Origin of the sequence: Bradyrhizobium iriomotense, from assembly GCF_018130765.1 — a bacterium.
In the GTDB taxonomy this organism is placed as follows: Bacteria; Pseudomonadota; Alphaproteobacteria; order Rhizobiales; family Xanthobacteraceae; genus Bradyrhizobium; species Bradyrhizobium iriomotense_A.
This window is the reverse complement of sequence record NZ_JAFCJZ010000004.1, coordinates 68,051-82,179: the sequence shown is the minus strand read 5'-3', so window position 1 is coordinate 82,179 and position 14,129 is coordinate 68,051. Positions and strand designations below refer to the sequence as shown.

Annotated in this window: 11 protein-coding genes; 7 read left to right on the top strand and 4 right to left on the bottom strand. The window is 64.7% G+C overall.

Annotation, left to right across the window (positions count from 1 at the left end; genetic code table 11):
• Positions 1-97: 97 nt before the first annotated feature.
• The 3 genes from JQ635_RS09065 to JQ635_RS09055 form a co-directional block, all read right to left on the bottom strand.
• On the bottom strand, positions 98-1,714 hold the full coding sequence (locus JQ635_RS09065) for a phosphoenolpyruvate carboxykinase (RefSeq protein ID WP_211409522.1): 1,617 nt from the start codon (positions 1,712-1,714) through the stop codon (positions 98-100).
• A gap of 285 nt (positions 1,715-1,999) precedes the next feature.
• The gene (locus JQ635_RS09060; protein ID WP_211409521.1) at positions 2,000-4,591 is read right to left on the bottom strand and encodes a CHAT domain-containing tetratricopeptide repeat protein; all 2,592 of its coding nucleotides are present in this window, start codon (positions 4,589-4,591) and stop codon (positions 2,000-2,002) included.
• 80 nt (positions 4,592-4,671) lie between these two features.
• The gene (locus tag JQ635_RS09055) at positions 4,672-5,406 is read right to left on the bottom strand and encodes a HugZ family protein (RefSeq protein ID WP_211409520.1); all 735 of its coding nucleotides are present in this window, start codon (positions 5,404-5,406) and stop codon (positions 4,672-4,674) included.
• 242 nt (positions 5,407-5,648) lie between these two features.
• Between JQ635_RS09055 and JQ635_RS09050 the strand changes: the two genes are divergently transcribed.
• The 5 genes from JQ635_RS09050 (at position 5,649) to JQ635_RS09030 (ending at position 9,638) form a co-directional block, all read left to right on the top strand.
• Positions 5,649-6,350, top strand: coding sequence for a response regulator transcription factor (locus tag JQ635_RS09050; RefSeq protein ID WP_008542552.1), 702 nt, complete (start codon positions 5,649-5,651; stop codon positions 6,348-6,350).
• A gap of 118 nt (positions 6,351-6,468) precedes the next feature.
• Positions 6,469-8,268 (top strand): sensor histidine kinase, encoded by a 1,800-nt coding sequence (locus tag JQ635_RS09045; RefSeq protein ID WP_211409519.1) that lies wholly within the window; start codon positions 6,469-6,471, stop codon positions 8,266-8,268.
• A gap of 17 nt (positions 8,269-8,285) precedes the next feature.
• Positions 8,286-8,714: an HPr kinase/phosphorylase gene (locus JQ635_RS09040; RefSeq protein WP_349631848.1), complete on the top strand. Its 429-nt coding sequence runs from the start codon at positions 8,286-8,288 to the stop codon at positions 8,712-8,714.
• A gap of 208 nt (positions 8,715-8,922) precedes the next feature.
• Positions 8,923-9,324 carry a PTS sugar transporter subunit IIA gene (locus tag JQ635_RS09035; protein ID WP_007597752.1) on the top strand — a complete coding sequence of 134 codons (402 nt, stop codon included), beginning with the start codon at positions 8,923-8,925 and terminating at the stop codon, positions 9,322-9,324.
• Complete coding sequence (locus JQ635_RS09030) at positions 9,321-9,638, top strand: HPr family phosphocarrier protein (protein ID WP_211409517.1); 318 nt, start codon at positions 9,321-9,323, stop codon at positions 9,636-9,638. The genes JQ635_RS09035 and JQ635_RS09030 overlap by 4 nt, the downstream gene beginning before the upstream one ends.
• A 120-nt stretch (positions 9,639-9,758) precedes the next feature.
• On the opposite strand, the gene JQ635_RS09025 is transcribed toward JQ635_RS09030, so the two are convergent.
• Positions 9,759-11,384 carry a glycosyltransferase family 39 protein gene (locus JQ635_RS09025; RefSeq protein WP_211409516.1) on the bottom strand — a complete coding sequence of 542 codons (1,626 nt, stop codon included), beginning with the start codon at positions 11,382-11,384 and terminating at the stop codon, positions 9,759-9,761.
• A 114-nt stretch (positions 11,385-11,498) separates the two neighbouring features.
• Here JQ635_RS09025 and lepA point away from each other — a divergent pair, with 114 nt between their 5' ends.
• Both lepA and JQ635_RS09015 read left to right on the top strand, forming a co-directional pair.
• Positions 11,499-13,310 (top strand): translation elongation factor 4, encoded by a 1,812-nt coding sequence (gene lepA / locus JQ635_RS09020; RefSeq protein ID WP_211409515.1) that lies wholly within the window; start codon positions 11,499-11,501, stop codon positions 13,308-13,310.
• Positions 13,311-13,676: 366 nt separating this feature from the next.
• The gene (locus tag JQ635_RS09015; protein ID WP_211409514.1) at positions 13,677-14,126 is read left to right on the top strand and encodes a GNAT family N-acetyltransferase; all 450 of its coding nucleotides are present in this window, start codon (positions 13,677-13,679) and stop codon (positions 14,124-14,126) included.
• The last annotated feature ends 3 nt before the right edge of the window (positions 14,127-14,129 follow it).

Sequence of the window (14,129 nt, the reverse complement as noted above, 5' to 3'; positions counted from 1 at the left end):
CTTCGCGCCACCTTCTCCCACAAGGGGAGAAGGAAAGAACCCACAAACAAAAAGGGCGGCCTCGCGGCCGCCCCTTTGCATTTCAAGCGATACGACCTTACTCCGCCGCCAGCTTCACCTCCGGCGCAGCCGCACGCACCTCGGCGTCGACCTGGGCTTCGAACTTGGCAAAGTTCTTCTGGAACATGCCGACCAGCGCGCGGGCGGTCTTGTCGAACTCGTCCTTGTCCTTCCAGGTGTTAACCGGGTTGAGGATCTCGGCCGGCACGCCCGGCAGTGCGGTCGGGACCGCGAAGCCGAAATACTTGTCGGTGCGGAATTCGACGTTGCGAAGCGAGCCGTCGAGCGCCGCGGTGAGCAGCGCGCGGGTCACCTTGATCGGCATGCGGGAACCTGTGCCGTACTTGCCGCCGGTCCAGCCGGTGTTGACCAGCCAGCAATCGACATTGTGCTGGGCGATGAGGTCACGCAGCATGTTGCCGTAGACGCTGGGGTCGAGCGGCAGGAAGGGCGAGCCGAAGCAGGTCGAGAATTCCGGCTGCGGCTCGTTGCCGAGACCGCGCTCGGTGCCTGCGACCTTTGCGGTGTAGCCGGACAGGAAGTGATACATCGCCTGCGCCGGCGACAGCTTTGCGATCGGCGGCAGCACGCCGAAGGCGTCGGCGGCCAGCATCACCACGTTCTTCGGCTGCGGCGCCCGGCCGGTGCGCGAAGCGTTCGGGATGAAGTCGAGCGGATAGGCCGAGCGCGTGTTCTCGGTCTTGGAGCCGTCGTCGAAGTCGACGACACGGGTGTCCTCCTCGAGCACGCAGTTCTCGAGCACCGCGCCGAAGCGGGTCGAGGCCGCATAGATCTGCGGCTCGGCTTCCTGCGACAGCTTGATGCACTTGGCATAGCAGCCGCCTTCAAAATTGAAGACGCCGTTCGGACCCCAGCCGTGCTCGTCGTCGCCGATCAGCGTGCGGTTCGGATCGGCCGACAGCGTGGTCTTGCCGGTGCCTGACAGCCCGAAGAAGATCGCGGTGTCGCCGCCTGCGCCGACATTGGCCGAGCAGTGCATCGGCATCACGCCGCGCTCGGGCAGGTAATAGTTCAGCGTGGTGAAGACCGACTTCTTCATCTCGCCGGCATAGTAGGAGCCGCCGATCAGCACGATCTTGCGGGCGAAGTCGATCGCGACGACATTCTCCGAGCGCACGCCATGGCGCTTCGGATCGGCGCGGAAGCTCGGCATGTCGATGATGGTGAGCTCGGGCGTGAAGCTCGACAGCTCGACCGCCTCGGGGCGGATCAAGAGCGTGCGGATGAACAGCGAATGCCAGGCGAGCTCGGTGAAGACGCGCGTCTTGATCCGGTAGGCCGGATCGGCGCCGCCGTAGAGATCCTGCGCGAACAGCGTCTTGCCTTCGGCGTGCTTGAGGAAGTCCTGGTAGAGCGCCTCGAACTGCTCAGCAGTGATGGACTGGTTGCCGGCCCACCACATGTTCTTGTCGGTGCTGGCGTCGCGCACCGTGAACTTGTCCTTGGGGCTGCGGCCGGTGAACTCGCCGGTGTCGGCGCAGAGCGCTCCGTCAGCAGACAGCACCGCCTCGCCCGCGGAGAGCGAGTATTGATAGAGTTGCGGCGCACCCAGGTTCCAGTGAACCTGCTTGAGATTCTTTAAGCCGAATTTGTCGGCGCCGAAGGCACCGTTGCGCACGCCCGTCTCTTGCACGAAAAAATCCTCCTAGAACCCGCGACACTCAGCGCGACCAAGCTTTGGCACCATCGCGGTCACCGTGAATAGCAGGCCATCCGGCCTCGGCTGGACGACCTAATACTGATGAACGCTTGCGTTGCCAAGCTGATCCCGCAGGATTTGGTTTATTCAAGGACCGCGCCAAACGTCGCGCATGTCAGCTCTGAGCAGGCGCATCGAAAAAACACGAATGATCGCGCAACCAAATGCGTGTTTTGGCGTTGTCTGGGGTTATTGCGACGCACAATCCCTTGCGACAGTTTATCGTATCTCGCCTTCGCCGATGAGCGCGAACGGCCCCCACAGCGCGGGATAAGCATTGCGCGGTGAAGAAGCGTCATCAACGTACGTCAACATGGCGCGGCGCAAAGCTTCGGCACGACCGATCTTTGGTTCGTTTTTGAGCAGCGCGAAAGTCGACGTGGTCAAGCGGGTGGCAGCTTCCGAATCCACTGCCCAATGCGAGACCAGCAGCGCACGGGCGCCGGCGTAGAAGAACGAGCGTGCCAGCCCAGACAACGCCTCCGCGCCCGGCTTGTCGCCGGCAATTGTGTTGCAGGCCGACAGCACAACCCAATCCGCATTGAGCTTGAGCTGGGCGACTTCGCTCGCGGTCAACAGGCCGTCGTCGATCTCTGAAGGCTGGTCGGGAATGGAGAGCGCAAGCGATGGCTCGCCCAATCCCTTGACGTCGCCTGCAACGAGGCCGTGAGTGGCGAAGTAGATGATGCTGTATTGAGCAAGCGCTGCACGCTTGAGCGTCGTTTCGCTGGCATCGCGACCGAGATGGATGTCGACCTCGCCTGCACCGACGTCCTTCGCCACCGCGTTCAGCTCGTCCGCGGTGTCAGGCAGTTGAGGCAGCGCTTTCGCAAGCTGCGCGCGATCGACGCCGGCACCGCGCCAGAAATCGGTATAGGCGATCGTCGCAACGCTGCGTGCGGCGACCTTGCCGCTCGTGGCGCGACGATCGGCCGGCCCTTCGGCGGCCGGGTTGAACACGGGGTCGCCGAAGCCGGTCATCGGCTTGACGCCTTGATCGCGGCGCGCAAAGGCGCGCAGTGATTTCAGGCTGATCACCGACGGCAGCACCGAGACGGCCTGACGCCGCAACAGCCAGGCGGCGTTGCGATAGCCTTCGAGCTTGTCCGGGACCGCAGCTTGCGGCGTCTCCGTGACGAGCAGATGAAACGGCAGTGCGGTCAGCGCCGCCGACGGCACCACCAGAAGGCTGCGCTTGTCTTTCGTCAGCGCCTCGACCGGCCCGAGCAGCGCGACATAGAGCTCATGGGCGAGCGCAAGATCGAACAGGCCAGACTTGCCGGAGGCATCGCGCGCCTTGCCGACGTCGAGCCCCTTGCGGAAGGCGGACACCTTCTCGGTCAGCGCGTTCGCGCCGAACGGAACCTGCTTCCAGTCCACGCCCTCGCGCGTGATCGCGATCACGTAGCTCTGCTTGTCGACGACGGAATAGATCGTCATCGCTTCATTGGCCGACAATAGCGGCTGGATGTCCTTCACCGCCAGCGGCAGCGGGTTGGAGAGCGAGGCATAATCCGGAAACTCGACGGCGAGCGTCTTCTGCAATCCGGCACGCTCGCTCGCGATCGCCGTGATCCGCGCGCGGCTGCGCTGCTCGGCCGCGGCGTCGCGTTGCCCGGCCTGCTTGGACACCGCCGTGATGATCGCCTTGTCGAGCGCCTCGGCCTCGGCTCCGAGATCCTGATCCCTGCGCACGAGCTCGGCAAGCCGGTCGCTGCCGGCGGCAAGCCGCACCGCGAGCTTGTTCACGGCCGAGGCTGCGGAGGATTGCGTGCCGCGCTGGATCGCGGCGAGCGCCTCGTCCAGCGCCTTGTCGTCGGGCAGGAGATGCTGCTGCCGCGCGGAGAACAGGATCGGCAGCACCACGCGCAGCTGCGCACGACCGCTGGCAAGCGTCCTTTCCGCCAGCGGCAGCGCGTCGGCGGTGCGCCCGGAGACGTAGAAGAAATAAGCGAGATTGCCGGCCGAGGTCAGAGTGTCCGGATGGTCCGGCCCGAGCGCTCGCTCGCGGATCGCCAGCGCGCGACGGTACAGCGGTTCGGCATCGGCATAGCGCTGCTGGTGCTCGTAGAGCCCGGCGAGATTGTTCAGCGAGCGCGCGACATCGGGATGATCCGGCCCAAGCACTTTTTCGCGGATGGCGAGCGAGCGCTTGATCGGCGCCTCGGCCTCGGCATCGCGATTGAGGTCGCGGTCGACCTGGCCGATGTTGTTCAGGACGGTGGCGACCGCGGGATGCTCGGGACCCGCGGCTTTCTGATAGATCGCAAGCGCACGCTGGAACAGCGGCTCGGCGTCGGCCTGCCGTTCCTGCTTGACGTAGAGCGTGGCGAGATTGTTGAGAGCCCGGCCGACATCGGGATGCTCGCGCGACAGGCCCTTCTCGCTGACTACCAGCGCACGCTTGAACAGCGGCTCGGCTTCAGTGAAGCGGCCCTGCCGCTGATACAGCGCGGCGAGATTGCTCAGCTCCGGCGCGATCAGGACGGTGTCGAGACCGAGCGCCTTCTCCATCAGCGCGATGGCGCGCTTGTAGACCGGCTCGGCCAGATCGTCGCGGCCCTGGCCGGCATAGACCTGGCCGAGATTGTTCAGCGCGGCGGAAAGTTCGCGGCCGTTGTCACTCTCAAGGCGCGCGACCATCGCCTGCGCGAGCGGCAAAGCTTCCGGATACTTGCCGGCACTGATGAGCGCGTTGATCCGCGCGCCCTGCGCAGCGAGATCACCCTTCTGGGCCAGGGCCGGGGTGGCAAGCGACGTGGTGATCACGAGCGCCAGGCCCGCGGCCAATGCCAAACGATGACGCGCCATGAATCCCTCTCGCTGCGAGCCCGAAAACCATCACGGTCTTGGGTCGCAGCGATGGGCGGCAGCGTTCAAAGGCTTGCGCTCTAGTCCTTCGTCTTGCGCGCTTCGCCAGCAAGGCGGACCAGCATCTTGCGCAGCGCCGTGCCGTCGGTCACCCGCTCCGGAAAATCCAGCCGCAACGCGGTCTGGCCGTCCTGCATGTCGAGGCCTTCGGGGTCACAGCCGGTGCAACGCCAGTCACCGGCGGGCGCGCCGAGCAGCCTGGTCGCATAGAGGTTCATGGCATCGCGGTGGTCGGCGTTCATGTGCTCCACGGCACCCTCCTCGGCCGCCAGCAGGTCCTCGGCGCCGCTGAGGTCGGCGAGGAATTGCTCGGGCCTGAGGTCGACGATCCGGCCGAAGCCGGCGACCAGATGCGTGCCCGTGGGGCGGATCCGGAAGAACGAAAAGTCCTTAAACGAAACAAAGGCTTCCGCCGACGGATGGGCACCCAAATACCGTCGCTGGAGCAGCTCCTTCTCGTCCCCGGCCTGTTCCGCCCGCCCGGACAGCATGATCCGGGCCCCTTCCAGGGGATCGCCGGACGCGCGCTCGTCCAGCATCAGGGAGACCCTGGGATCGGCGAGGATGTTCCTGGTGTGCACGGCCAGCCCCGAGATCAGCAGGATGGGCGAGCCATCCGGGTGGCTGGCCAGATTGACCAAGGAACAATAGGGATCGCCGGAACCTGCCATCAATGTTGCGAGAGCGCCCTGCCGCGACCGCCTCAGCAGCGATTTGGCGAGCTTTGCGGGGTCGAAATCGGGGGTCGGTTGCATCGGCTTTCTCGGGTCAGGTGGTTGCATGGGGGGTCTTTTTTCGGCTAAACGGGGGTCCGGTTATGGGTCGAGATGCGGCGAATCTGCCGTGTTTCGTGGAACTTGGTCACACTTCAGCCCAGCTTGCATTGCTCGGTGACAAGGTTTCGAACGCCAACTTCGGCACCCATGTATGCGGCGCATCACTGGATTGCTCGCCGTTTCAATCCACGACCCAAACGGAAAGCAGAAAGCAGAGGCTCATGCCCACAATCGCTTTGGTCGACGACGACCGCAACATTCTCACATCCGTCTCGATCGCGCTGGAAGCCGAAGGCTACCGCATCATGACCTACACCGACGGCGCTTCCGCGCTTGACGGTTTCCGCACCACCCAGCCCGACCTCGCCATCCTCGACATCAAGATGCCGCGCATGGACGGCATGGAGACGCTGCGTCGCCTCAGGCAGAAATCCGACCTGCCGGTGATCTTCCTGACCTCCAAGGACGAAGAGATCGACGAACTGTTCGGCCTCAAGATGGGCGCCGACGACTTCATCCGCAAACCGTTCTCGCAGCGCCTGCTGGTCGAGCGCGTCAAGGCCGTGCTGCGCCGCTCGGCGCCGAAGGACCCGACCGTCGCGCCGAAGGAGAACGACGCCAAGGCGCTCGACCGCGGCCTGCTGCGCATGGATCCGGAACGCCATACCTGCACCTGGAAGAACGAACCGGTGACGCTGACCGTCACCGAATTCCTGATCCTGCAGGCGCTCGCGACCCGGCCCGGCGTGGTGAAGAGCCGCAACGCGCTGATGGACGCCGCCTATGACGATCAAGTCTATGTCGACGACCGCACCATCGACAGCCACATCAAGCGGCTGCGCAAGAAGTTCAAGGTGGTCGACAACGAGTTCGAGATGATCGAGACGCTCTACGGCGTCGGCTATCGCTTCAAGGAAGCCTGAGGCGCTCGCGCGCCTTTACGAAGACTGAGGGCATCGCCGGTTCTGATTCCATCACGACCGGGATGGCTCTAGGATGCGGGGACCATTGCCACGAGCTGTCCTAACGCGGGCATAAGCATTGCTGGACCGAACGCAGCCTGACACGAACCAGAGCGCCGGGGATATCGCATCCGACGGCGCTCCGGAGCACGTCGTCGAAGACAAGCCGCAGGGCTGGCGGCCGCTGAACTGGCTCAAGCGCGCCGGGCAGTTCTTCTTCGCGCTGTCCTTCTCGAGCCTGACCCGCCGCATCGTCTCGCTCAACCTCGCCGGCCTCGTCGCGCTGGTCGCCAGCATCCTCTATCTGTCGCAATTCCGCGCCGGCCTGATCGACGCGCGCGCGCAGAGCCTGCTGGTGCAGGCCGAGATCATCGCCGGCGCCATTGCGGCCTCCGCGACCGTGCAGACCAACGCCATCACCATCGACCCCGACCGGCTGCTCGACCTCAAGCCGGGCGAGACCTATGGCGGCTCGGAGGACTATTCACCGCTGGATTTCCCGATCAATCCGGAGCGCGTGGCGCCGGTGCTGCGCACGCTGATCTCGCCGACCAAGACGCGCGCCCGCATCTACGATCCGAACGGCAGCCTGCTGCTCGACAGCCGCAACCTCGAAAACGTGCTGCGCTTCCCGCTGCCGCCACTGTCCGCCGAGAAGCCCGGCGTGGTCGAGCGCGGCATGGTCGCGGTGCGCACCTGGCTGAACCGCGGTGACCTGCCGCTCTATCGCGAGCTCGGGCCCGAGAACGGCAATGGCTATGCGGAAGTCGGCGATGCACTGCAGGGCCAGAAGCGCTCGATGGTGCGGGTCAATGCGCGCGGCGAGGTGATCGTCTCGGTGGCCGTGCCCGTGCTGCGCTCGCGCGCCATCCACGGCGCGCTGATGCTCTCGACCCAGGGCGACGACATCGACCAGATGGTCACCGCCGAACGCCTCGCCATCCTGAAGGTCGGCGGCGTCGCCGCCGCGGTCATGATCATGCTGTCGCTGCTGCTCGCCAGCACGATCGCCGGTCCCGTGCGCCGGCTCGCCGACAGCGCCGAGCGCGTCCGCCGCCGCATCAAGACCCGCGTCGAGATCCCCGACTTCACCCGCCGCCGCGACGAGATCGGGCATCTCTCAGGCGCGCTGCGCGATATGACCAACGCGCTCTACAGCCGCATCGAGGCGATCGAGATGTTCGCCGCCGACGTCGCCCATGAATTGAAGAACCCGCTGACCTCGCTGCGCTCCGCAGTCGAGACGCTGCCGCTGGCGCGCAACGAGAACAGCCGCGCGCGCCTGCTCGAGGTGATCGAGCACGACGTCAAGCGGCTCGACCGCCTGATCTCCGACATCTCCGACGCCAGCCGCCTCGATGCCGAACTGCAGCGGCAGGATGCGATCCCCGTCAACCTCAGGCGCCTGCTCGGCACGCTGGTCTCCGTCGCCAACGAAACCAAGCTCGGCCACGAGGTCGCTGTCGAGGCACGCTTCGAGGGCCGCGGGCCGACCGACACGTTCGCGGTGACCGGCCACGACTCTCGACTGGGACAGGTGGTCTCCAACCTGCTCTCCAACGCGCAGTCCTTCTCCGAAGCCGGCAGCAAGGTGCGCCTCACCTGCCGCCGCGTCCGCGGTGAAATCGAGATCGTGGTCGACGACGACGGCCCCGGCATTCGCGACGACGCGCTGGAGCGCATCTTCGAGCGCTTCTACACCGACCGTCCGCATCAGGGCTTTGGCCAGAACTCCGGCCTCGGGCTCTCGATCTCCAAGCAGATCGTCGACGCGCATGGCGGGCGCATCTGGGCGGAGAATCGCGCAGGCCCGCCGGACGACGAGGGCATCCCGACAATTGCCGGCGCGCGCTTCGTGGCGAGGCTGCCGGCGCTATGAGCGAGGGCGGGCCCAGCGTGCACGCCACCGCCGTCAAGGTCGGACAGATCGCGGTGCTGATCCGCGGTCCCTCGGGCTCCGGCAAATCGCGCCTTGCCTTCGATTTGATCATGGCGGGACGGTCAGGCGTGGTCGAAAGGGCCGTTCTGGTCGGTGATGACCGTGTCCATCTGGCGACAGTCGGCAACGAAATTGAGGTCCGCCCCGCGCCCGTTCTGGCCGGCCTGATCGAAATCCGCGGCCTCGGAATCCGCCGCTGCGACTTCGTGGAGCATGCGACCGTCGGCCTCGTGGTCGATCTGGACGCTCAGGACGCGGAACGGCTTCCTGCGGCCGAATCCTTGAAAACAAGCATTTTCGGTGTGGAAATACCGCGAATCCCCGTTAGCCGCGACCATTCGCCCCTCCCTTTGGTTGTCGCGGCCTTGACCACTACCAAGAGTTAACCTTCTGCTAAGCCCTCAGGCAATTGTTTGAAGGGAATTGGTAACCATATGAAGCCCACTATCGCGACCGAGTAGACCGGCGCAGCTCCCCTCATCCATCCGTATAGATTCAGGGAGATACGCAACATCCCCTCTTGCGCAGGGGCTCTGGATGGTCAAAGTGGCGCGTTCGTGCGGTGCACCAAAAGCGCCCGCGAGGAGTTTTCCGATGATTGGTCTAGTACTTGTGACCCACGGGCGCCTTGCCGACGAATTCAAGGCGGCGCTTGAACACGTCATGGGCCCACAAAAGCAAATCGAAGCGATCACGATCGGCGCCGAAGATGATTCCGATCTCTGCCGAAGCGACATCATCGAGGCGGTTAACCGCGTCGATTCCGGCGACGGCGTTGCGATCCTCACCGACATGTTCGGCGGCACGCCGTCGAACCTCGCAATATCCTGCATGAGCCGGCCCAAGGTCGAAGTGCTCGCGGGCATCAACCTGCCCATGCTGGTGAAGCTCGCCAAGGTGCGCGAAGAGCGTCCGCTGCCGGACGCGATCGCGATGGCGCAGGAAGCGGGCCGCAAATACGTCACCATCGCCAGCCGCGTGCTCGCCGGCAAATGAGCGACGAGGCGCCCCAAGCCGGGACGGGCGTGCCCGCGGGCGCGATCTCCAAGGAGCTCCTGATCATCAACAAGCGCGGCCTGCATGCGCGCGCCTCGGCGAAATTCGTCCAGGCAGTCGAGCGCTTCAACGCGCAAGTGTGGGTGACGCGCGGCGGCGAGACCGTCGGCGGCACCTCGATCATGGGCCTGATGATGCTCGCCGCGGGACCGGGCACGACGATCACGGTCGCAGCGGCCGGTGATGATGCGGAAGCCGCGCTTGCGGCGATTACGGAGCTCGTTGAGAGCAAGTTCAACGAGGAAGGGGTCTGAGCCGCGCGCTCGGTGCCGTAGGGTGGGCAAAGGCGCGACGCGCCGTGCCCACCGTCTCTCGACAATCACGACAGAAGTGGTGGGCACGCTTCGCTTTGCCCACCACTACGGCACCTTTGCTCACTTCGCCGGCGGCGCGATGTAGATATTCCAGCTCATCGACGGGCCGACCTTGCCATGGGTGAAGCGGCGCGTAGTCATCACGATGCGCTCGGCGTTCGGTGCAGTCTCCGACACCCATTTCTCGAACGCCGGCAGGCGGCCGTCGGTCGGGTCGAACACGCCGATGAAGCCGTACTTCTTCACGTCGTCGCGCGAGGTCAGGCCGGAATCCCAGGCCTCTAACGGCAGCAGCGCGGAGGGATGATCCGGGCTGTAGAACACCAGGGGCTGGATCTGTTCCATCGTGCCGGCAACGACGGCCCAGCGCGAGCCGAAGCGGGTGTGCCAGGCCTGGGTCAATTCGCGCGCGAGCTCCGAGCGCGCGCCATAGATCTGTGCGTTGCCGGCATTGGCCGCCATCTCGCGCGCGGCGATCCAGGGCGAAGCAGCGAGCGTCGCGATGCTGAGCACGAGCCAGATCGCGGCGATGTTGAACAGCACAGCGCTCTGCACCCGCAACGCGGGGATCGCGACCAGCGCTAAGGGCACCAGGAAGAACAGCGAGATGCCCCAATCGGTCTTCATGTAGATGCTGAAGGCGAGCGCGCCGAGCGGCGGGCCGACCGCAACGATGATCTGGACGATCCAGACATTCAGCGCCTGCGCAACATTGACACCCGGATTGGCGCCGCGCGCCCAGGCACGCGTGACGATGCGCGAGGGCGTACGCAGCAGCAGCTTGAGCCACGGCGGTACCCACGCCATCGCAAGCGCGGCCAGCGCCACCGGCAAAGCCAGCAGCGCGGCATTATGCAAGGCATAGCCGGCCACGAGCTGGTGCACGAGACGCGCGTCATCGAGGCTGTAGGTGTCGCCGGCATAGGTCAGCGGCACGAAATGCGCCTCCGCGAGCCAGACGATGTGCGGGATCATCGCCACGACCATCGTCGCGATCGCCACCCACGGCGCCGGCGACGTCAGGAACTTCAGCCGCTCCGGATGGATCAGCGCGGCAAGGCCGATGGCGCCGATCATGGTCAGCACCCAGTATTTGGTCATCAGCGCCAGCGCGCCGGCAAGGCCGAGCCAGATGCCGGACTGCCAGCTCCGCTTCTCGAAGGCATTGAGATAAGCCAGCATCAATAGCGGCAGCGTGACGAGCTGGAGCAGGTCGGGGTTGTACTTGAAACCCTTGAAATTGAAGATCGGATAGAGCGCGACCATCACCACGACCAGGAACGCGCGGCGCGCATCCACGACGCGCAAGGCAACCAGCCAGCAGATCACCATGCCGATGCCGACGATCGCCATCGCCAGCGCATAGGTCGCCCAGTCCGTCGCCGGGAACACCCTGAACCAGAGGCCGGCGACCCAGCCCGACAGCGGCGGGTGCTTGCCATAGCCCCAGAGGAATTTCTGGCCCCAGCCCCAGGCTTCTGCGACGTCCATGTGAACGTCCTGCGCCGCCTTCAGATTGATCAGGATGAAGGTCCAGAGCACCGCATGCAGGATGGCGAGCTGGATCACCAGCCAGAGCCGAGCCTCGGGCCGGGTCGCGCAGGCGACCAGCCAGGCCCGGAAACGGTTGTAACTCACCCGGGCTTTTACGCGTGTTCGGGCGGAGGGGATCGAGGTGGTCGACATGGCCCGTTTGCTAGCGCGTTTTGGCCCGCCGTGGAATCAGCTTGGCGTGAAGAAAGGCCCTGAAAATACAGCAATATGGTTGCCGCACGGGGATGTGAGTGGTATCCCGCGCCCATGACGACCGTCCCCATTTCCAACATCCGCAATTTCTCCATCGTCGCCCATATCGACCATGGCAAATCGACGCTGGCCGACCGGCTGATCCAGATGACCGGCGGCCTCTCCGACCGCGAGATGGCGGGCAAGGAGCAGGTGCTCGATTCCATGGACATCGAGCGCGAGCGCGGCATCACCATCAAGGCGCAGACGGTGCGCCTCGCCTACCGCGCCAAGGACGGCAAGGATTACATCTTCAACCTGATGGACACGCCCGGCCATGTCGACTTCGCCTACGAAGTCTCACGGTCGCTGGCGGCGTGCGAGGGTTCCCTGCTCGTGGTCGACGCCAGCCAGGGCGTCGAGGCGCAGACGCTCGCCAACGTCTACCAGGCGCTCGACAACAATCACGAGATCGTTCCGGTCCTGAACAAGGTCGACTTGCCCGCGGCCGAGCCGGAGAAGGTCAAGCAGCAGATCGAGGACGTCATCGGCATCGACGCCTCCGACGCGGTGATGATCTCCGCCAAGACCGGCCTCGGCATTCCCGACGTGCTGGAAGCCATCGTCACCCGCCTGCCGCCGCCGAAGGGCGATCGCGACGCGACGCTGAAGGCGCTGCTGGTCGACAGCTGGTACGACGTCTATCTCGGCGTCGTCGTGCTGGTTCGCATCGTCGACGGCACGATGAAGAAGGGCCAGCGCGTGCGCATGATGGGCACGGGCGCGGCCTATGACGTTGAGCGCGTCGGCTTCTTCACGCCGAAGATGCAGCAGGTCGATGAGCTCGGCCCCGGCGAGATCGGCTTCATCACCGCCGCGATCAAGGAAGTCGCCGACACCCGCGTCGGCGACACCATCACCGACGACAGGAAGCCGGTCGCGGACATGCTGCCGGGCTTCAAGCCGGCGATCCCCGTGGTGTTCTGCGGCCTGTTCCCGGTCGATGCCGACGACTTCGAGACGCTGCGCGCCGCGATGGGCAAGCTGCGCCTCAACGACGCCAGCTTCTCCTTCGAGATGGAGACCTCGGCCGCCCTCGGCTTCGGCTTCCGCTGCGGCTTCCTTGGCCTCTTGCACCTCGAGATCATCCAGGAGCGGCTGTCGCGCGAATTCGACCTCAACCTGATCGCGACCGCGCCGAGCGTCATCTACAAGATGAAGCTGACCGACGGCACCGAGCTCGAGATCCACAATCCCGTCGACATGCCCGACGTGGTGAAGATCGAGGAGATCCAGGAGCCGTGGATCGAGGCGACGATCCTCACGCCCGACGAATATCTCGGCAGCGTGCTGAAGCTGTGCCAGGACCGCCGCGGCTCCCAGAAGGAGCTCACTTACGTCGGCGCCCGCGCCATGGTGAAATACGATCTGCCGCTCAACGAGGTGGTGTTCGACTTCTACGACCGCCTGAAGTCGGTCTCCAAGGGCTACGCCTCGTTCGACTATCATCTCACCGACTACAAGCCGGCCGACCTCGTCAAGATGCAGATCCTGGTCAATGCCGAGCCGGTCGATGCGCTCTCGATGCTGGTCCATCGCACCCGCGCCGAGGGGCGCGGCCGCGCCATGGTCGAGAAGATGAAGGAGCTGATCCCGCCGCACATGTTCCAGATCCCGATCCAGGCGGCGATCGGCGGTAAGGTGATCGCCCGCGAGACGGTGCGCGCGCTGCGCAAGGACGTCACCGCCAAGTGCTACGGCGGCGACATCACGCGTAAACGCAAACTTCTGGAGAAGCAGAAGGAAGGCAAGAAGAAGATGCGGCAGTTCGGCAAGGTCGACATCCCGCAGGAAGCTTTCATTGCCGCGCTGAAGGTGGACAGCTGAGGCGACGCTCGGGACGGGCCGGCCCGGTCTTACTGGCTGGCAAACAGCCGGTCTCCGGCCGGCAAACAAAAAAGTGCGAAAACAACCCCATGCACAGTAGCCGCCCCCTTGGCGGCATTGCGGTTTTTTGATTTGCCGAAATTCGTTTGATCCGTCGGGCAAAACAGGGGTATGGTGGCATCATCGCAGCCGGTGTGATTGGCAGCCCGAGCCCGTACGATGGGTTGAGGTCTTGCGAACGCCATCGCCCTGCGGGGCGGACGCAGGATCTCGTGACTCTTGCTAGCTCGATCCGATCGCGAGGATGAGGTTTGATGGGTTGCTCTTCGCTCTACCCATCCCACAAGCTGACAAGGCCCAAGAGTGATGGACCTTAAACTCGAACGACTGGTCGACAAATTGCCGGCTGGCTTCGCTGACCTGGAGGCGGATGCAACAGCGGATGGCCATCGGCAAATGACCCGCCTTGCCGCTGAGCTAACGGAGACCCCCGCCATTTTTCATGCAGCATACGCCTGTTATCTCGGCGGCAGACTCACGGGCATCGGCGCGATGACCAACGAACCTGCACCGACAGGGCAACCGGCGTGGAGAATGCGACGGTTCTACGTGCATCGCGAATTCAGACGGCGCAATGTTGCCTACACCATTGCCATGGCGCTGTTGCAGGACGCGGCAGGAAGAGCTTCCACCATGACTGTACATGCAGGCAATCAGGCTGCAGCGCAGTTTTGGGAGGCGATTGGATTTAGCCGCGTTGTCGGTCTGGCCTGGTCCCACCAAAGAACGATGCTCGACACAACTGCTCGCATATGAGGT

Bases quoted from the DNA above. Each gene is read 5' to 3' on its own strand.
- JQ635_RS09030 (WP_211409517.1), top strand. From the start codon at position 9,321: ATGAGCGACGAGGCGCCCCAAGCCGGGACGGGCGTGCCCGCGGGCGCG.
- JQ635_RS09050 (WP_008542552.1), top strand. From the start codon at position 5,649: ATGCCCACAATCGCTTTGGTCGACGACGACCGCAACATTCTCACATCC.
- JQ635_RS09055 (WP_211409520.1), bottom strand. From the start codon at position 5,406: ATGCAACCGACCCCCGATTTCGACCCCGCAAAGCTCGCCAAATCGCTG.
- JQ635_RS09060 (WP_211409521.1), bottom strand. From the start codon at position 4,591: ATGGCGCGTCATCGTTTGGCATTGGCCGCGGGCCTGGCGCTCGTGATC.
- JQ635_RS09035 (WP_007597752.1), top strand. From the start codon at position 8,923: ATGATTGGTCTAGTACTTGTGACCCACGGGCGCCTTGCCGACGAATTC.
- JQ635_RS09015 (WP_211409514.1), top strand. From the start codon at position 13,677: ATGGACCTTAAACTCGAACGACTGGTCGACAAATTGCCGGCTGGCTTC.
- JQ635_RS09025 (WP_211409516.1), bottom strand. From the start codon at position 11,384: ATGTCGACCACCTCGATCCCCTCCGCCCGAACACGCGTAAAAGCCCGG.
- lepA (WP_211409515.1), top strand. From the start codon at position 11,499: ATGACGACCGTCCCCATTTCCAACATCCGCAATTTCTCCATCGTCGCC.